The organism is Rhodanobacter sp. UC4452_H20, from assembly GCF_052978205.1.
Genome location: NZ_CM129662.1, coordinates 2,789,450 through 2,807,273 on the forward strand (window position 1 = coordinate 2,789,450; position 17,824 = coordinate 2,807,273).

At 68.7% G+C, this 17,824-nt stretch carries 19 protein-coding genes; 10 read left to right on the forward strand and 9 right to left on the reverse strand.

Annotation, left to right across the window (positions count from 1 at the left end; genetic code table 11):
• Positions 1–31: 31 nt before the first annotated feature.
• The 3 genes from ACVCMC_RS13050 to ACVCMC_RS13060 all read right to left on the reverse strand — a co-directional run bounded on the left by ACVCMC_RS13050 (position 32) and on the right by ACVCMC_RS13060 (position 2,257).
• Positions 32–436: a TIGR01244 family sulfur transferase gene (locus tag ACVCMC_RS13050; RefSeq protein WP_447097592.1), complete on the reverse strand. Its 405-nt coding sequence runs from the start codon at positions 434–436 to the stop codon at positions 32–34.
• Between the two features lie 28 nt (positions 437–464).
• Entirely contained in the window at positions 465–1,331 is an 867-nt protein-coding gene (locus ACVCMC_RS13055) for an MBL fold metallo-hydrolase (protein ID WP_447097593.1), read from the reverse strand.
• 65 nt (positions 1,332–1,396) lie between these two features.
• Positions 1,397–2,257, reverse strand: a complete 861-nt coding sequence (locus tag ACVCMC_RS13060; RefSeq protein WP_395120895.1) for a helix-turn-helix transcriptional regulator — start codon at positions 2,255–2,257, stop codon at positions 1,397–1,399.
• A 242-nt stretch (positions 2,258–2,499) separates the two neighbouring features.
• Between ACVCMC_RS13060 and ACVCMC_RS13065 the strand changes: the two genes are divergently transcribed.
• From ACVCMC_RS13065 to ACVCMC_RS13085, 5 genes are all read left to right on the forward strand, one after another.
• On the forward strand, positions 2,500–2,754 hold the full coding sequence (locus ACVCMC_RS13065) for a hypothetical protein (protein WP_447097594.1): 255 nt from the start codon (positions 2,500–2,502) through the stop codon (positions 2,752–2,754).
• A gap of 75 nt (positions 2,755–2,829) precedes the next feature.
• Entirely contained in the window at positions 2,830–3,288 is a 459-nt protein-coding gene (locus tag ACVCMC_RS13070; RefSeq protein ID WP_395120893.1) for a MarR family winged helix-turn-helix transcriptional regulator, read from the forward strand.
• A 25-nt stretch (positions 3,289–3,313) separates the two neighbouring features.
• Positions 3,314–4,873: an efflux transporter outer membrane subunit gene (locus ACVCMC_RS13075; RefSeq protein WP_447097595.1), complete on the forward strand. Its 1,560-nt coding sequence runs from the start codon at positions 3,314–3,316 to the stop codon at positions 4,871–4,873.
• Positions 4,874–4,883: 10 nt separating this feature from the next.
• Complete coding sequence (locus tag ACVCMC_RS13080; RefSeq protein ID WP_447097596.1) at positions 4,884–6,089, forward strand: HlyD family efflux transporter periplasmic adaptor subunit; 1,206 nt, start codon at positions 4,884–4,886, stop codon at positions 6,087–6,089.
• 177 nt (positions 6,090–6,266) lie between these two features.
• Positions 6,267–7,793 (forward strand): DHA2 family efflux MFS transporter permease subunit, encoded by a 1,527-nt coding sequence (locus ACVCMC_RS13085; protein WP_447097597.1) that lies wholly within the window; start codon positions 6,267–6,269, stop codon positions 7,791–7,793.
• Between the two features lie 9 nt (positions 7,794–7,802).
• Here the strand turns inward: ACVCMC_RS13085 and ACVCMC_RS13090 are convergent, their stop codons facing one another.
• The 3 genes from ACVCMC_RS13090 to ACVCMC_RS13100 all read right to left on the reverse strand — a co-directional run bounded on the left by ACVCMC_RS13090 (position 7,803) and on the right by ACVCMC_RS13100 (position 11,351).
• Positions 7,803–8,330 carry an acyloxyacyl hydrolase gene (locus tag ACVCMC_RS13090; protein ID WP_447097598.1) on the reverse strand — a complete coding sequence of 176 codons (528 nt, stop codon included), beginning with the start codon at positions 8,328–8,330 and terminating at the stop codon, positions 7,803–7,805.
• Between the two features lie 163 nt (positions 8,331–8,493).
• Positions 8,494–9,963 (reverse strand): M16 family metallopeptidase, encoded by a 1,470-nt coding sequence (locus ACVCMC_RS13095; RefSeq protein WP_447097599.1) that lies wholly within the window; start codon positions 9,961–9,963, stop codon positions 8,494–8,496.
• Positions 9,960–11,351, reverse strand: a complete 1,392-nt coding sequence (locus tag ACVCMC_RS13100; RefSeq protein WP_447097600.1) for a M16 family metallopeptidase — start codon at positions 11,349–11,351, stop codon at positions 9,960–9,962. The genes ACVCMC_RS13095 and ACVCMC_RS13100 overlap by 4 nt, the downstream gene beginning before the upstream one ends.
• 146 nt (positions 11,352–11,497) lie before the next feature.
• On the opposite strand from ACVCMC_RS13100, the gene ACVCMC_RS13105 reads away from it, so the two are divergent.
• The 3 genes from ACVCMC_RS13105 (at position 11,498) to ACVCMC_RS13115 (ending at position 15,517) form a co-directional block, all read left to right on the forward strand.
• Positions 11,498–12,103, forward strand: coding sequence for a DUF2239 family protein (locus ACVCMC_RS13105; RefSeq protein WP_447099499.1), 606 nt, complete (start codon positions 11,498–11,500; stop codon positions 12,101–12,103).
• A 62-nt stretch (positions 12,104–12,165) separates the two neighbouring features.
• On the forward strand, positions 12,166–13,455 hold the full coding sequence (locus ACVCMC_RS13110; protein WP_447097601.1) for an MFS transporter: 1,290 nt from the start codon (positions 12,166–12,168) through the stop codon (positions 13,453–13,455).
• Between the two features lie 88 nt (positions 13,456–13,543).
• Complete coding sequence (locus tag ACVCMC_RS13115) at positions 13,544–15,517, forward strand: alpha/beta fold hydrolase (protein ID WP_447097602.1); 1,974 nt, start codon at positions 13,544–13,546, stop codon at positions 15,515–15,517.
• 82 nt (positions 15,518–15,599) lie between these two features.
• On the opposite strand, the gene ACVCMC_RS13120 is transcribed toward ACVCMC_RS13115, so the two are convergent.
• Genes ACVCMC_RS13120 through ACVCMC_RS13130 form a run of 3 tightly spaced genes read right to left on the reverse strand, consistent with a single transcriptional unit; the run spans position 15,600 to position 16,704 of the window.
• A complete protein-coding gene (locus tag ACVCMC_RS13120; protein WP_395120883.1) occupies positions 15,600–15,815 on the reverse strand; it encodes a hypothetical protein in 216 nt (71 codons plus the stop codon).
• Positions 15,812–16,231, reverse strand: coding sequence for a VOC family protein (locus ACVCMC_RS13125; RefSeq protein ID WP_447097603.1), 420 nt, complete (start codon positions 16,229–16,231; stop codon positions 15,812–15,814). The genes ACVCMC_RS13120 and ACVCMC_RS13125 overlap by 4 nt, the downstream gene beginning before the upstream one ends.
• Entirely contained in the window at positions 16,228–16,704 is a 477-nt protein-coding gene (locus ACVCMC_RS13130; RefSeq protein WP_447099500.1) for a helix-turn-helix transcriptional regulator, read from the reverse strand. Before ACVCMC_RS13130 ends, ACVCMC_RS13125 begins: the two co-directional genes overlap by 4 nt.
• A gap of 324 nt (positions 16,705–17,028) precedes the next feature.
• On the opposite strand from ACVCMC_RS13130, the gene ACVCMC_RS13135 reads away from it, so the two are divergent.
• Together ACVCMC_RS13135 and ACVCMC_RS13140 are read left to right on the forward strand one after the other, a co-directional pair.
• Entirely contained in the window at positions 17,029–17,376 is a 348-nt protein-coding gene (locus tag ACVCMC_RS13135) for a hypothetical protein (RefSeq protein ID WP_447097604.1), read from the forward strand.
• An 85-nt stretch (positions 17,377–17,461) separates the two neighbouring features.
• Complete coding sequence (locus ACVCMC_RS13140) at positions 17,462–17,788, forward strand: nucleotide pyrophosphohydrolase (protein WP_395120879.1); 327 nt, start codon at positions 17,462–17,464, stop codon at positions 17,786–17,788.
• Positions 17,789–17,824 lie beyond the last annotated feature (36 nt).

Consider the following 17,824-nt stretch of genomic DNA (forward strand, 5'->3'; position numbering starts at 1 on the left):
GTCGCGCCGCGCGCGGCGGCGCCTCAAGGCGTCAGCCCAGCCACGGCCGCAGCATCGACAGGTCGTAGCCCGCCGCGCGCGCCGTGGCCAGGATCTCGTCGGCCGTGCCCGGCGCCTGCATCGCCCACAGCGCGCTGCTGCGCGTGCCGCTGCGGCAGAACGCCAGCAGCGGGCCGGGTAGTTCCTCCAGCGCCGCGCTGAATTCGTGCAGGGCGGCCGGCGCGAACGGCATGCCCGCCACCGGGATATGCCGCCAGGCCAGGCCGGCGGTACGCGCCGCCGATTCCAGCGTGGCATTGTCCGGCTGGCCGGGTTCCTCGCCGTCGGGGCGGTTGTTGACGATGCCGCGAAAACCCTGCGCGGCGAGTTCCGCGATGTCGTCGACGTCGATTTGCGCGCTGACGCTCAGCGCACCGGCAAGCGGATGGATCTGCATGCAATGCTCCGTAGGAAGGGATGGACGCCTACAGCGCGTCCAGCGGGATTTTCAGATAGCGCACGCCATTGTCCTCGGCCGGCGGCAACTGGCCGGCGCGCATGTTCACCTGCACCGCCGGCAGCAGCAGTTGCGGCACCTTCAGCGTGGCATCGCGCGCGCGGCGCATGGCGACGAACTCCTCCTCGCCGATGCCGTCATGCACGTGGATGTTGCCCTGGCGTTCGGCCGCCACCGTGGTCTGGTGCGCGAACTCGTCGCGGCCGGGGGCCTTGTAGTCGTGGCACAGGAAGATCCGGGTGGCCTCCGGCAGCGCGAAGATGCGCCGGATCGAGCGGTACAGCGTAGCCGCGTCGCCGCCGGGGAAGTCGCAGCGTGCGGTGCCGTAGTCGGGCATGAACAGCGTGTCGCCGACAAACGCCGCGTCGCCGATCAGGTGGGTCATGCACGCCGGCGTGTGCCCCGGCGTGTGGATCGCCTGCGCCTCGATCCCGCCTACCCGATAGCGCTCGCCATCGGTGAACAGGTGGTCGAACTGGCTGCCGTCGCGGGCGAACCCGTCGCCGGCGTTGAACAGCGCGCCGAACGTATCCTGCACCTCGCGGATGTGCTCGCCGATCGCCAGCTTGCCGCCCAGCTGAGCTTGCACGTAGGACGCCGCCGACAGGTGGTCGGCATGCACGTGGGTGTCGATCACCCAATCGAGCGTCAGCCCCTCGGCGCGCACGAACGCAATGACGGCATCGGCGGCGGCGTGGCCGGTGCGCCCGGAGGCCGCCTCGTAATCGAGCACCGCATCGAGCACGGCGGCCCTTCGGGTGGCCGGGTCCCAGGCCACGTAGCTGAAGGTATGGCTGGCCTGGTCGAAGAACGCCCGCACGTCGGGGCTTGGCATGTCCGTCTCCTCGCGGTGAAATCGGGATCACGGAGATTATGGCCCCTGCGGCAACGGTCGCCGCATCACGCCGATTGCGCGGCCTGCTCCGCCGCGAGGCGCCGGGCGACGCGCGCGAAGCTCGCCGCGGTCTCGGCATTCGCCGGCGCGAAGAAGAACGCGGTGGCGCGATCGACGTGGTCGCTGTCGCGGATCGGCAGGCGCATCGAATGGATGCTGAGGTCGCCGAACTCGCGATGGAAGAACGGCACCACGATCGCGCTCAGCGGCGCGGTGTGGCAGCGCTGCCAGAGTTCGACGAACTCCGTGCTGGCCTCGGCCAGCGCCTCGGTCAGCCGGGCGAAGCGCGGGTCTTCCGGATGCGCCGCCTGGTTCATGCGGAACATGCCGAGCAGGTTCAGCGCGCCGTTCTCGAAATCCGGATACAGCCGCCGCCGCGCCGGATTCATGAACGCGTTCCACAGGTGGTTGTCGGCGAACGGGCCGTCGAACTCGCCGAAGTCGTACAGGCACTCGGCCATGCGGTTCCAGGCCAGCACGTTGAACACCGTGTCCAGCACGAAGGCCGGCGCCTGGTACATCCGCAGCACCTCGTGCATCACCGGCGGCAGGCTGAAGTGATGTTCCGGCACGTCGGTGCGCGACAGCCCCATCAGGGCGAACAGGTAGGCCTCGTCGGTCGGCGACAGCGACAGCGCGCGGGCGATCCGGGTCAGCGCCGCCGCCGATACGTTGATTGCACGGCCCTGCTCCAGCCACGTGTACCAGGTGACGCCGACCTCGGCCAGCGCCGCCACTTCCTCGCGGCGCAGTCCCGGCGTCAGCCGGCGCGAACCCCGCGGCAGACCCGCCGCCTCGGGCGTGAGCGCGGCACGCCGCGTGCGCAGGAAGGCCTTCAGCTCGGTGCGTTGCATGGATGCTTTCATGGGCGATCCGGAACGGGTAGTGGGAGTACCAGCAGTGGGGACTGCCTTCCCATGCTACGTCGCAGCGACCTAATGTCGCCTGTCCCCCAAGTCATGTGCCCACACGTGACCGTGACGCCGGCGATGCGGTCACGCCCGTCCGCGGCGCACCTCCCAGCCGCCACGCCCGCCGCGCTGTCTTGCAGCCTGTCACGACGCGGCACCCGCCGACGTCCTTGTGCCAACCCATGCAGGAGATCGACATGTCGTTACTCCCCGTCCCCACCCCCGTCCATGCCCCACGCATCGATGCGCTCACCGATTTCGTGATCCATGCCCAGTTGATGCTGGATCCGGCCACCCCGGAATCGGTGCGCCGCGAAGCCGAACCGCGCCTGCTGGCACAACTGCCGATCCTGCAGGCGCTGGGCGTATTCGAACTGTTCACCCTCCGCGATCCGGCGCTGCACGCGCTGGTGCGCGACGAGCTGCAGGCCCAGCGGGTGCGTGCCGCCTGACATCTTGCCAAGGCAAAAGCATTCCAGCACATATTTGCCTTGACAAATATACTTGAGGCAATAGAATGCGCGGCCATGAATACCGAGTCGCTCGCCTTTGCCACCCCGAAAGAAAGCCTGGGCATCCTGCTCGGGCTGGTGCGCGCGGAGATCGTGCGGGCGATGGAAGCCGAGCTGGCCGCGCAGAACGTGAACCTGCGCTTCACCCAGTTCCTGATCCTCAAGCGGTTGGCGAGGCTCGGCCCGATGTCGGCCAGCGAGCTGGCCCGCTCGGTCGAACTGGACGGCGGCGCGATGACCCGCCAGCTCGACCAGCTCGAACGCAAGGGCTACCTGCGCCGCTGCCCGCATGAACAGGATCGCCGCGCGTTGCGGATCGAGCTGACCGAGTCGGGCCAGGCGATCTGGCAGCAGCTGACCGACTGCAACGAACGCGTGCTGAATGCCGCCCAGCGCTCGCTGGACGAGGCCGAACAGGCCCGGTTGCACGACTACCTGGAGCGCGTGCTGCACGCCCTTCGCGACAAGAACTGACCCTCCCCCTCGGAGCCCCCCACGTATGCGTCTGCATCACCTTGCGGCTGCCACCGCCCTGACCCTCGCGCTGGCCGCCTGCGCCAGCAGCGGCGGCCTGCATCCGAACGGCGCGCCGCTCGACCCCGCCTCGCTGAAAGCCGCGCACCATCTCGGCGCGAACGACATCGCGGCCGCCTGGCCCGAAAGCGACTGGTGGAGCGCACTGGGCGACCCGCAGCTCGACCGGCTGATCCGCGAAGCGCTGGCCGACAACCCCGGCCTGGCCGTGGCCGATGCGCGCGCCCGCGCGGCGCAGGCGGCCGCCGGCCTGGCCGACACCGCGCGCCGCCCCAGCGTGAATGCCGGCGCCAGCGTTTCCGGCGCGCGCATCCCGACCACGGTGATGCCCGCCGATGCCGGCGGCGGCCACTTCAACCTGGCCAGCTACGCCTATGGCAGCTTCAAGTGGGGCCTGGATCTGTGGGGCGGCAAGCGCGCCGCGTGGGAAGCCGCGCTGGGCGCGTCGCGTGCCGCCGAGGTCGAGGCCCGCGCCGCGCGCATCGAACTGTCCGGCAACGTGGCCCGCGCCTATGCGCAACTCGGTTATGCCTTCGCCCAGCAGGACCTGGCCGCCGGCGAGCTGAAACGCGCGCAACAGTCGCAGCAGCTCACCGCGCAGCGCGTGGCCGCCGGCATCGACAACCGCATCGTGCTGAAGCAGGCCGAGGCCGAAGTGGCCACGGATGAGCAGGCAGCCGCGCTGGCCGATCGCGCGGTGGATGCTGCGCGCTCCGCGCTGTCCGTGCTGCTCGGCAAAGGCCCGGATCGCGGCGACGAGATCACCCGTCCACAGGTGCTGGCGCCGGCCGAGCTGGCGGTGCCGGAGAATCTGCCGCTGGAACTGATCGGCCATCGCGCCGACCTGGTCGCCGCGCGCTGGCGGGTCGAGGCCGCGGGCAAGGACATCAAGGCGGCCAAGACCGAGTTCCTGCCCAACATCAGCATCGGCGCGATGGCCGGCGTGCTCCGGCTCGGCGGCGGCAACCCGTTCACCCTGCCGGCGCGCTTCTACCAGCTCGGCCCCTCGCTGAGCCTGCCGATCTTCGACGGCGGCCGGCTGCGCGCCAACCTTTCGGCCAAGGACGCCCAGTACGACCTGGCCGTGGCGCAGTACAACCAGACCCTGGTCGGCGCGGTGAACGAGGTCGCCGACGACGTCTCGGCGACGCAGTCGCTGCAGCGGCAACTCGCCGCCCAGCAACGCGCGCAGGCCGCCGCGCGGCAGGCGTGGGATCTCGCGCTGCAGCGTTACCAGGCCGGTGTGGGCAGCTACCTGGAAGCGCTCAGCGTGCGCCAGCAGCTGCTGGCCGCCGACCGCGGCGTGGCCGCGCTGCAGGCGCAACAGGTCGACCGTTCGATCCAGTTGATCCAGGCCTTGGGCGGTGGATACCGCCCCCAGAGTCAAGCACCCCGCGGTGGATACCGCCCGCAGAATCAAGCACCCCGCGGTGGATACCGCCCGCAGGATCAGGCACCCCGCGACGGCTACCCGCCGCAGGCCGGCGCGCCGGCACCGTCATCTTCCACTTTTGCGCATCGCTGAGGCTTCCCCCATGTCTGCTCAACCCTCATCCGACTCGAACGAGAGCAAGGCCGAGTCCAGGCCGCCGCTGCCGGCGCCGAAGAAATCCCGCGGCGCGCTGCTGCGCGCGCTCGGCGTGGTAGTGCTGCTCGCCGCCATTGGCTGGGGCCTCTGGTACTTCCTCGAAGGCCGCTGGTACGAGAGCACCGACGACGCCTACGTCAACGGCAACGTGGTGCAGATCACCCCGCAGGTGCCCGGCACCGTGGTCAGCATCGGCGCCGACGACGGCAACCTGGTGCACGCCGGCGACGTGCTGGTGAAACTCGATCCCAGCGATGCCGACGTGGCCCTGGCCGAGGCGAAGGCCAACCTGGCGCTGACCGTGCGCAAGGTGCGCGGCCTGTACTCCAGCGTCAGCGGCGCACACGCCGACGTCGCCGCCAGCCAGACGGCGGTGGCGAAGGCGCGCTCCGACTACGAGCGGCGCGTGGCGCTGGCCAAGTCCGGCGCGATCTCGACCGAGGAACTGGCGCATGCCCGCGACGCGCTGACCACCGCGCAGAACGCCCTCATCACGGCGCAGCAGCAGTACCAGACCAGCAAGGTGCTGGTCGACGACACCGTGGTCGCCTCGCACCCGGACGTGCAGGTGGCGGCGGCCCAGCTGCGCGCCGCCTACCTCGCCGACGCGCGCACGCAGTTGCTGGCGCCGGTGGACGGCTATGTGGCCAAACGCTCGGTGCAGGTCGGCCAGCGCGTGCAGCCCGGCACGCCGCTGATGGCGGTGGTGCCGCTGCACCAGGTGTGGATCGACGCCAATTTCAAGGAGACCCAGCTCACCGACATGCGCATCGGCCAGCCGGTGGAGATCGAATCGGACGTCTACGGCGGCGCGGTGAGCTACACCGGCAAGGTGGAGAGCCTGGGCATCGGCACCGGCAGCGCGTTCTCGCTGCTGCCGGCGCAGAACGCCACCGGCAACTGGATCAAGATCGTGCAGCGCATCCCGGTGCGGGTGGTGTTCACCGACCCGAAGCAGTTGGAGCAGCACCCGTTGCGGCTGGGCATGTCGCTCAACGTGGACGTCAACCTGCATGACCGCAGCGGCCCCACGCTGGCGCAGCGCGCGCCCTCGCAACCCGCCTTCAGCACCGACATCTACAAGCAGCAGCTGGCCAAGGCGGATGCGGCGATCAAGGAGATCATCCACGCCAACATGGCCGGCGAAAAATGACGCGATATCGCCCCTCTCCCTCCCGGCGACCGAAGGAAGTCCCCTTGCGGGTGAGAGGGGTTGGGGAGAGGGTTCGGCGGAGACCGCGACGACGCGCTCCGCCCGTACCCTCACCCGCCCTTCGGGCACCCTCTCCCGGTGGGAGAGGGACCTCCCGTCCCACCGACTGATACGGCCATGACCACCGCATTCCGCCCACCCAACCTGGCACTTAGCACGGTCGGCCTGTCGCTGGCCACCTTCATGCAGGTGCTGGACACCACGATCGCCAACGTCTCGCTGCCGACGATTGCCGGCAACCTCGGCGTCAGCAACGACCAGAGCACCTGGGTGATCACCTCGTTCGCGGTGAGCATGGCGATCTCGCTGCCGCTGACCGGCTTCCTCACCCGCCGCTTCGGCGAGGTGCGCCTGTTCACCGCGTGCACGCTGCTGTTCGTGGCCTCCTCGTTCATGTGCGGCGTGTCGCAAAGCATGGGCATGCTGCTGGTGTTCCGCGCGCTGCAGGGCGCGGTGGCCGGCCCGATGTACCCGATCACGCAGAGCCTGCTGATCAGCATCTACCCGCCGGCCAAGCGCGGCATGGCGCTGGCCCTGCTGGCGATGGTGACGGTGGTGGCGCCGATCGCCGGACCGATCCTCGGCGGCTGGATCACCGAGAACTATTCGTGGCCGTGGATCTTCTTCATCAACCTGCCGATCGGCATCTTCGCCAGCGTGGTGGTGGCCAACCAGCTGCGCGGCAAGGTCGAGAAGACCGAGCGCCCGCGCATCGACTACGTCGGCCTGATCACGCTGATCATCGGCGTGGGCGCGCTGCAGATCGTGCTGGACAAGGGCAACGACGCGGACTGGTTCAACTCCAACTTCATCATCGTGGCCAGCATCATCTCGGCCATCGCGATCGCGATCTTCCTGATCTGGGAGCTGACCGACCCCGACCCGATCGTGGACCTGAAGCTGTTCCGCCACCGCAACTTCACCACCGGCACGGTGGCGATGGTGCTGGGCTACGCAGCGTTTTTCGCCATCGCGCTGCTGGTGCCGCTGTGGCTGCAGCAGAACCTGGGCTACACCGCCACCTGGGCCGGCTTCGCCACCGCGCCGCTGGGCGTGATCCCGGTGCTGCTGACCTTCTTCGTGGGCAAGTACGCCACCCGCATGGACCTGCGCCTGCTCGCCGCGGCGTCATTCCTGGTGATGGGCGCGACCTGCTTCATGCGCGCGGACTTCTACCTGCAGATCGACTTCTACCACGTGGCGATGGTGCAGCTGCTGCAGGGCCTGGGCGTGGCGCTGTTCTTCATGCCGACGCTGACCATCCTGCTGTCGGACCTGCAGCAGGACGAGATCGCCGCCGGTTCCGGGCTGTCGACCTTCCTGCGCACGCTGGGCGGCAGTTTCTCCGCCTCGATCACCACGCTGATGTGGACCCGCGGCGCGGTGAACCACCACGAGCAGCTGGCCGAGCACATCACGCCCTACAGCCCGGTCAGCCAGGCCGCGATGCAGCAGCTGGGCCACGGCGATCCGCAACTGGGCGGCAGCGTGATCAACGGCATGATCACCCAGCAGAGCTACCAGATCTCGTTCAACGAGGTGTTCCACGCGCTGGGCTGGATCTTCATCGGCCTGATGCTGGTGATCTGGCTGGCCAAGCCGCCGTTCACACCGAAGGCGCGGCCGGTCGCTGGCGGGCACTGAGGCGATCGGTCAGAGATCGAAGCCGATGCCCACCAGCGCCATGGTCTCGCCGCGGTTGGGCTGATGCAGGCGAGCGTTGGAAACGTGCCGGATCTGGAAGCTGAAGCGACGCCCCTGCCAGCCGAGCGTGGTGACGAACTCGTACGGACTGCTCAGCGCCTGCGTGCGTGCGGTGTTGAATGCCGGCTGGAAACTGGCGAACCAGTGGCCCGGCGCACCATCGGCCGTGCGGTACTGAAGGCGCGCACCGGCGGCCAGCAGCCAGGCTTGCTCCCGGGTGGGGTAGCGATTGTCGCGAAAGCGTGCGATGTCGCGGCCATCGATCCAGCCCAGCGAGACGTCGGGTGCCAGGCTCCAGCGGCTGTCGCCGATCGCATGGTCGTCGAACACCGCTTCGACGAACAGCGCGGGAGTGCCATGCCCATCCATGTAGCTGCGCCCGCCCTGCACCTGCAGATGGACCGATTGCGCCAGCAGCGGCAGCGGAGACGACGCCAGCGCCAGCAGCAGCAGGCGGGCGGAAAACGGGACGTGCATGGCAACCTCGGACGGGGCGGAATTTTAGTGAACTTGATGGTTCACTAAATAACGTCGAACCGAAGTGAAACCAAGGGGTGGCGAAGAATGATTGCCGCGATGCCCCGCGGCCACGGGATGCCCCTGCCGTTGCAGGGGTTCCCGTGCGCGTTCCGCCGGAACTTCAGCGACCGGCCGGCGCCTGCAGGCTGGGGCTGTCCAGGTCCAGCGCGGTGGATTGCAGCAGCACCGCCTGCGGATGATCCTTGCGGATCGCCGCGCCGAACTGCGCGGCATCGCCCACCACCACCACGTGCAGGTCGTCGGCCGCCAGGTGCTTGCGGGCGTATTTCTCGATCTGCTTCGGCGTGACCGCCTGCACCTCGGTGACGTACTTGCCGATGCTGTCGAGCGGCACGCCGTAGATCGCCAGTTCGGCGACCTCGCCGGCCAGCCCCGCGGTGGTCTCCAGGCTGCGGCCGTAAGCGCCGATCAGGGTGGCCTTGCGCGCAGCGAGTTCATCGGCATCCACGCGGCTGTCGCCCAGCTGCTTGAACTGGCCCAGCATCAGCTCGACCACCTGCGGCGCGGACGGGTTCTTGGTTTGCGCCGAGGCCAGCCAGACGCCGCCATCGCCCAGCCCCTGCAGCCGGCTGCCGGCGCCGTAGGAGAGGCCGCGCTTGATGCGGATTTCCTCGTTGAGGCGTGCCGAGTACGAACCGCCCAGCACCGCGTTGGTCACGCTGCCGACGTAGTAGCTGTCGTCGCGGCGCGGCGGCGCGGCGTGCGCGGCGACCACGCCGGCCTGGCCGGCACCGTGCTGGTCGATCAGCAGGATCGGCGGCAGCTGGCTGGCAGCGCTGCCGGCCGGGCGCGGCGGCAGCGGCGTGGCCGGCTTGGCCCAGTCGCCGAAGCTGGCCTGCGCCAGCTGCAAGGCCTGCGCGGGAGTGATGTCGCCGGCGAGGATCAGGATCGCGTTGTCCGGCCGGTACAGCGCGTCGTGCAGGCGTTGCACGTCGGCGCGGGTGATGCGCTTGAGCGAGTCGGGCGTGCCGTGGCGCGAATGGCCATAGGCGCCTTCGCCGAACACGCCGCGGTTGGCCGCCAGCGCGGCCAGCGCGGTGGGCTGGCTCAGCTGCAGGCGCAGGTCGTCGATCGCCTGGCTGCGGGCGCGCTGCACCTCGGTCTCGGCGAAATCCGGCTGGCGCACCACTTCGGCCAGCAGGCCCAGCGCCTGCGGCAGTTTCGGCGTGGTCACGGTGATGCCGATGGCGCTCTCGTCCCAGCCTGCGGAAGCATCCAGCGAGCCGCCCAGCGCCTCGGCGGCGGCAGCGATCTGCGGTGCGCTCCTGCCCGCCGCGCCCTTGCTCAGCAGGTTGGCGGTGAGGTCGGCCAGGCCGGCCAGCTGCGGCGGATCCATCTCGCCGCCGCGACGCACCCACAGCTGCGCGGTGACCAGCGGCAGGTTGGCGCGGCGCACGCTGATGACCTCCAGGCCGTTGGGCAGGGTCTGCGTGGTCGGCGTGGGCACGTTCAGCTGCGGCGCCGGACCGGGCGCCGGCGGCGTGGTCGGGAAATCGGCCGCGGTGGCGATGCCGGTGCTCAGCGCGACGGCCGTAAAGACGGCCAGACGGAAACGATGGACGCGGATCATTTCGCATCTCCCTTGGCGTTGGCCGGCGCGGCCTTGGCCTGCGGCAGGTAGTCGATGGTGACCTTCTTGGCGCCGGTGACGTACTTCTGCAGCACGCGGTGCACGTCATCCGCGCTGACCTTCTGCAACGCCACCAGGTCGTCGTTGACGTGCTGCACGTTGCCGTCGATCAGGCTGGCCTGGCCGAGCGCGAAGGCGATGCCCTGCGCGGTCTGGCGCTGTTTCAGTTCGCTGGTGAGCAGTTGCGTCTTGACCTTGTCCAGCTCGGCGTCGGCGATCGGCTGGGTCGCCAGCCAGACTATTTCCTCGTTCAGCAGTTTCTCCGCCTGGGCCGGTTCATGGCCGCTGGCGAGCACCGCGTAGACGGTGAACAGGCCCGGGCCCACGCGGGTGTCGGCAAACGCGCCGATCTCCTGCGCGACCTGGTGGCGATACACCAGCGACTGGTACAGCCGCGAGGAATCGCCCTGCGACAGCAGCGCCGCGGCCACCTGCAGCGGGATGCGGTCGGCGCTGTCCGCTGCCGGCGGGATCAGCCAGGTCATCGCCACGGCCGGCAGCGGCGCGGTCTCGCTGGTGACGGTGTAGCGCTTGTCCTGCTTGCGCACCGGCTCCTTCGCGGTGACCTGCGGGATCGGCGTGGCCGGTTTGGGGATCCAGCCGAAGTATTCATCGACCCAGGCGTCGAGCTGCTTCGGGTCGAAGTCGCCGGCCACGATCAGGGTGGCGTTGTCCGGGCGGTAGTAGGTGCGATGGAAGTCGATCACGTTCTGCAGCGAGGCCGCCTCCAGCTCCTCGATGCTGCCGATCACCGGACGCCGGTACGGATGCACCGTGTACGACTTCGGGTCGATCGCGTTGAACAGCTTGCCGTACGGGTTGGCCAGCACGCTCTGGCGGTATTCCTCCTCCACCACCGCGCGCTCGGAGGTGAAGTTCTTCTGGTCCACGTTGAGGTTGGACAGCCGCTCGGCCTCGGCCCACAGCAGGGTCTGCAGGTGGTTGCTGGGCACGATCTCGAAATAGTTGGTGACGTCGTCGCCGGTGGAGGCATTGTTGGCGCCGCCGACGTCCTCGGTGAGCCGGTCCATCTGCTCGGCGTGCATGTGCTTCGTGCTCTTGAACATCAGGTGCTCGAACAGGTGCGCGAAGCCGGAGCGCCCCTGCGGGTCGTCCTTGGAGCCGACGTGGTACCAGACCTGCACCGCCACGTTGGGGCTGGCGTGATCCTCCACGCTGAGCACCTGCAGCCCGTTGGGCAGGGTGCGCTGGTGATACTGGATCGGCGGGATGGCGAGATCCGACGCCTGCGCGGGGTGCGGAATCGCGGTGGCGGCGAGCAGGCCGAGTGAAACCATCAAGCTGGCCGAACGCAGGCGCTTGGTCATCCGTAGTCCTTGCGGGTGGAAAGCGTCAACAATAGCAAGCCCGGCGATCCGCCGGGCAACCCGCGGACGGGCATTTGTACCCGGGTACTATTGACATGGATTTCAACCCGGATAGAATGCGCCCATCAATTTATCCGGGTAAAACAATGTCGCCGTCTCAAACCGTCGCCTGCATAGCCTTCGATGGCAAAAAGCGAATCGCGCATGGCGCGTTGCCCGACGTCGCGCGCGCCGCGAAACAGGCGCTGGACGCGGGCGCCAGCGGCCCCTTGCTGGTGTTCGACGAGCGCGACAGTCGTCAGCTCGAGATCGATTTTCGTGGCAGCGTGGATGACGTGTTGTCCCGGCTCGCACCGCACGCCACGTCGGCGTCGCCCGCCGAGCCAGTCACTCGCGGGCCCGGCCGCCCGAAGCTCGGCGTGGTGCCGCGCGAAGTCACCTTGTTGCCACGACACTGGACCTGGCTGGGTCAGCAACCCGGTGGGGCCTCGGCAGTGTTGCGGCGTCTGGTCGAGCAGTCCATCCGTCATGGCGGTGCGAAAGAGCGTGCGCGCCAGGCGATGGAATCGGTCGACCGCTTCATGCAGGTCATGGCCGGCGACGAACCGGGTTACGAGGAAGCCTCGCGCTCCTTCTATCGTGGTGACCGTGAGCGTTTCGGCTCACTGACTGCCCGCTGGCCGGCTGATGTGCGCGCACACCTGCGGCAGCTGGCTGCGGTCGCCTGGGACGAGCGCGCCGACGCCGGCTGAGCCGAGCGGCGGCCCATTTCAGTCTCGTCCCACTCAATCATCCCCGACCTGCGAACCCACTGATGGCCACCGCCCGCCGCGACTCCGTCTTCTCCAACCACAACTTCCGCCTGCTGTTCGGCGGCAGCACGATCTCGATGCTGGGCGACCAGTTCACCCTGGTGGCGCTGCCGTGGCTGGTGCTGAAACTCACCGGCAACCCGGCCGCGCTGGGGCTGGTGCTGGCGGCGATGGCACTGCCGCGTGCGCTGTTCATGCTGATCGGCGGCGCGGTGGTGGACCGGCTGTCGCCGCGCCGCGTGCTGCTCGCCGCGCGCGGGGCGAACGCGCTGCTGGTGGCGCTGCTGGCCGCGCTGGTGCTGCTGGGCGACATCCGCATGTGGCTGGTGTACCTGATCGCGCTGGGCATCGGCCTGTCCACCGCGTTCGCCTACCCGGCCGGCTCGGCAATCCTGCCGCAACTGGTGCGCAAGGATCAGCTGCAACCGGCCAATGCGCTGGTGATGGGCATGCGCCAGCTCAGCATGTTCGTCGGTCCGGCGCTGGCCGGCGTGGTGATCAGCGCGGGCGCGCACGGCGCACAGCCGCAGGCGCTGCAGGATGCGGAGGGACTGGGCCTGGCATTCACCATCGACGCGATCAGCTTCGCCTTCTCGCTGGCGTCGCTGCTGCTGATCCGCGTGTCCGCCGACTTCGATCCGAAACCCGCCGCGGGCGGCGTGCTGGCCAACGTGGCCAGCGGCGTGCGGATGATCTGGGCCGACCTGCCGCTGCGCGCATTCATGCTCTACGCGGCGGTGGTCTCGGTGTTCGTCGGCGGTCCGCTGCAGGTGGGCCTGCCGGTGCTGGCCGATACGCGGATGGATCTGGGCGCCGCCTCGCTCGGCATCCTGATGACCGCCAACGGCGGCGGCATGCTGCTGGGCAGTTTCCTTTCCGGCCCGGCCAGCCGCATCGTGCGCGGCCGCCTCGGCCTGATGGTGCTGACCATCGACAGCCTCGCCGGCCTGGCCCTGGCCACGCTGGCGCTGGTGCATGCGACGGTCACCGGCGCGGTGCTGCTGGCCGCCACCGGCGTGCTCGCCGGCATCGCGCAGATCGCCATCGTCAGCTGGATCCAGCGTCGCGTGGCGCCGGAAATGATGGGCCGCGCCATGAGCGTGCTGATGTTCACCTTCATGGGCCTGGGGCCGATCTCGGCCGCGATCGCCGGCAGCCTGCTCAGGCTGATCCCGCTCACCGGCCTGTTCGCCGGCGCCGGCTTGCTGCTCACCGCGATCGCCCTGGGCTGCATGCGCAGCCCGGCGCTGCGCAGCATCGGGGCAGCGCCGGCGGCGACGGCGGCGTCCTGATCCTGCCGCCGCGCACTTTGCATTAGAGTCGGATGGCCGGATGGCCGCGGAGCGCGGCCGCGCACATCGCAAAACAGGGGAAATCGCCATGGATACTCGACGCTGGTTGGTCGCGCTGGTGCTGCTGTGCGCCACGTTCCTGCACGCCGAACCGGTACCGCTTGCCGATCTCGCACGGCACATGCAATACGAAGCCGTGAAGATTTCGCCTGACGGCAAGTACCTTGCCACCACCGCCCTGGTGGATGGCCACAGTCTGCTGGCGCTGATTCGCCTGGCCGACAAGAAGGGGCAGCTGATCCGCCAGCGCAACGAAGACGCGGTGACGGACTTCTGGTGGATCTCTCCCACCCGCGTGGTGTACACGGTGGGGACACGGCTGGGTGGCTACGACCGCCCGTTGCCCACCGGCGAGTTGTATGCGGTCAATGCCGATGGAACAGGCTCGACCATGCTGTACGGCTTTCGCAAGGACGGCATGACCACCGGTACGCTGGTCAAGCAGGTGGTGAGCGAACGCGGCTCGGCGGAGTTCATCGGCACCATTGCCGGCGATCCGAAACATATCCTGGTCGCTACCCGGCTGTGGGACGCCAACGGCAAGCACGGGGTGTTTGCCACCGCCTCCCGCATGGACGTGCGCACCGGCAAGTTGCGGGAAATCACCACCGCGCCGATGCGCGACGCATTTTTCGTCGGCGACCATCAGGGCCGGATCCGGTTTGCCTGGGGCGAGGACGAGCAGGGCGACGTCCGGGTGTTCCAGCTGCCGCTCGGGGGCGGCGACTGGAAGCCCATGCCCGAACTGGGCGCCAGCCATTCCGTGCCGATCGCCTTCGACCGTGATGACAGCGGGGCGTACTTCAGCTGCCCGGTCCCCAGCGGCGGTTTCGGCATCTGCCGCTGGAGCGAAGACAAGCCCACGCTGCAGGAGGTGTGGAGCAATCCCACTGTGGAATCGGACGGCCTGCTGCAGGGGCTGGCCGAAGACGACATCGCCGGCGTCGCCTACATGGATGGCCGCGCCGGCATCGCGCCATTCGACATGCAGTCGCCGGCGGCACGCATGCTGGTGGCGCTGATGAAGCAGTTCCCGGGCGAAAGCGTACGCTTCGTCTCCGGCACCAGCGATGGCAGCCTGAGCGTGGTGCTGGTGGAGGCCGACGCCGATCCGGGCACGTTCTACCTGTTCGACGCCAAGGCCGCAAGGCTGACGCCGCTGCTCAAGCGCGCGCCGTGGATCAATCCGCAGTCGATGGCGACCAAGCAGCCGTTCGAGTTCGCCGCGCGGGACGGCATGAAGCTGCAGGGCTACCTGAGCTACCCGCCGGGCCATGAGCAGGACAAGCACCTGCCCACGGTGGTGATGGTCCATGGCGGCCCGTTCTCCGTGCGCGACCGCTGGGAGTACGACGCCGACGTGCAGGCGCTGGCGACGCGCGGCTACGTCGTGGTGCAGGTCAATTTCCGCGGCTCGGGCGGCTACGGCTACGCGTTCGAGCAGGCCGGCTGGCGCGAGTGGGGCGGCAAGATGCAGGACGACGTCACTGACGCCACGCGCTGGGCCATCGCCCAGGGCATCGCCGACCCGCAGCGCCTGTGCATCTACGGCGCCAGCTACGGCGGCTATGCCGCGCTGGAAGGCGCGGTGAAGGAGCCGGACCTCTACCAGTGCGCGATCGGCTACGTCGGCATCTACGACCTGCCCCTGATGTACCGGCGCGGCGACATTCCCGAAACGGTCAGCGGCGAGAATTACCTGAAGCGCCAGCTGGGCGACGACTTGGCGCAACTGGCGCAGCGCTCGCCGATCAACCAGCTCGATGCGCTCAAGGCGCGGGTGATGCTGGTGGTCGGCGGCCAGGACCGGCGCGTGCCGCCGATCCAGGGCACGAACCTGCACGAGGCGCTGCTCAAGCGCCACGTGCCGCACGTCTGGCTGGAAAAGCCCGGCGAGATGCACGGCTTCTACGACGAGGCCAATGTCGCCGAGCTGTACGGGAAGATGCTCGACTTCATCGGTTCGAGCATCGGACCCGGCGTCACGGCAGGCGGCAAGTAGGCGCGCGGCACTCGATTCGCTGTTCGCCACTCGAACCGCAGTTGCCGATGGCGGGGACCGGGAACGCGCCGCGCCCGCGGCCTCAGGCCCTGCGGCGCGCTGCCGCGGCGTACGGCAGCGCGAACAGGTACAGGCCGCTGAACAACTGCGCGAACAGCGGCGGCAGCGGCGCATAGGTCAGCCATGCCGGCGGTTCGTGCGGGCTCATCCCGCGCCAGGCGAAGTTCGCGATCACGGTCAGGGTGAACACGATCGACAGCCAGCGGTGGCTCTGGCGGATCCACTGGCTCGCGCTCATGCCGCGCCCTTCGCCCTGGCCTCGATCATCTTCCAGCCATTGCCGGAGGGATCGCGGAAGCCTGCATCCACGGTGCCGTAGCGGCGCATCGGCTCCTGCGTGAACTCCACGCCCAGCGTTTGCAGCCGCTCGAAAGCGGCCTGGCAATCGTCCACCGCCAACACCAACGGCGGCATCGCACCCTTGGCCACCATCTCGCAGAGCGTCTGCGCAGTCGCCGCGTCGTGGACCGGCGGTCCCGGCCTGAACAGACCGAGCTGGAACGAGGGCTGCTCCGGATGCTGCACGGTGAGCCAGCGATAGTCGCCGTTGCGCGCATCGGCACTGACGACAAAGCCCAGCTTTCCGACATAGAAGGCGAGCGCTTCATCCTGGTCGCGGACATAGAGTCCGGCTACATCGACACCTTGAGTCATGGGACCTCCGTGGATTGGAGTGCCTTTTTACCGGGGGCCGCACGGCGGCGCTTCTCCGAAACTGCGCTCCTGAGGTCGGGCCGGTGCGCGGCGCGCACGAAGCATTCCGGAACATGTCCGTGTCCATGCCCGATCGCGCGCTGGCGCGCGCGGAATTCGCCCGGACTCTCGCCGGTGATGTCGCGGAAGATCCGCCCGAACGTGCCGATGCTGTTCCAACCGGTCCGCAGCGCGATCTCGGTGACCGGCAGATCGCCATCGCGCAGCAGCGCCGTGGCGCGTTCGATCCGGCGCGTGAGCAGATAGCGATGCGGCGGCACGCCGAACGCCTCTCGGAAGGCGCGCGCGAAGTGCGCCGCCGACACCGCACTCACCTGCGCCAGCCGCCGGACCGGCCACTCCTCGTGGGAGGCCGCGTCCATCCGGTCCTTCGCGCGCAGCAGGCGGCGCAACAATTCGGGATTCTGGCCCATCGGCTTCGTGCCCTGCGTGACGCCCATGCACCGGCCTTGCGAAGCGGGCGGAAAGGTGAATGACTAAACCGGACAGTGCGGCGGAATCCTGCGGCACGTGGCAGCTAGGCTATCGCACACCGCAAGAAGTGTTCGAGCGATTGCTCAAACGCGCTGCACTTGGGAGTTGAATCCGCCGCTGACCCCCAAGCTTCTCAGGCCTCGCGACACGGCAAGCGCGTCTCGCCATGTTCTCCAGTCGGTCCTTGTTCCGGGCACTCGACGCCACGTATCGTCGTCTCGGGCGTGGCACCATTGCCCATGGGGCATCCAGGGAGAAGTGCCGTGAGCAAGCGAAATACATGGATCTCGGGGTTGGTGGTCATCGGGCTGGCGCTTGTTGTTGGCGGCTGCACCTCCACCATTTCGTTCCGCGCCGATCCCGTGGGGAACAATGAAACACGGCTCACCTGCACCCAGTCGTCCAGCGGAGTGTGTGCGTTCAACATCTTCGTCGACGGCACGCCAACCGGCCGCGCGAGGGAAGTGCCCGAGGGTTACGCCGTGGACGTCGGTGCGCCGCCGTCGGGTGCCGATGTGCGTGGCTGCGTGGCAAACAAGACGCTTCCGTCTTGCAGTACGGTCCATATTGCCGACGGCACAGCTGCAACCACGGATGCGAAGGGCGGCTAGTGGCTAGTGCGGCCCACCGCCATTTGCCCTGCGCACCAGCGAGCCCGCGCGGTACTGCTCGATGCTGTCTTCACCTGGAGTCCCCATGAACTTTTCCGATCTGGAAAAATCCGCGCTGCGGCTCAACGACCTCTACGAGCAGCTGGAAACCAGGATGTACGGACGCGCCTGGACCACGCAGGAGCTGGCGCTGGGTTTCATGGGCGACGTCGGCGACCTGGCGAAGCTGATCCAGGCGAACGCGGGGGTCCGCAAGATCGACGACTGCAAGGCGAAGCTTGGCCACGAGTTGTCGGACTGCCTGTGGTCGATCATCGTGCTGGCGGACAAGTGCGGGATCGACCTGGAAGCGGAGTACTGCAGGAACACGAGGGAGCTGATCGATCACGTCGCCGGCGAACTGCGCACATGACGACCGCCCGGGCCCGCGCCTGGAGCACGATTCCGT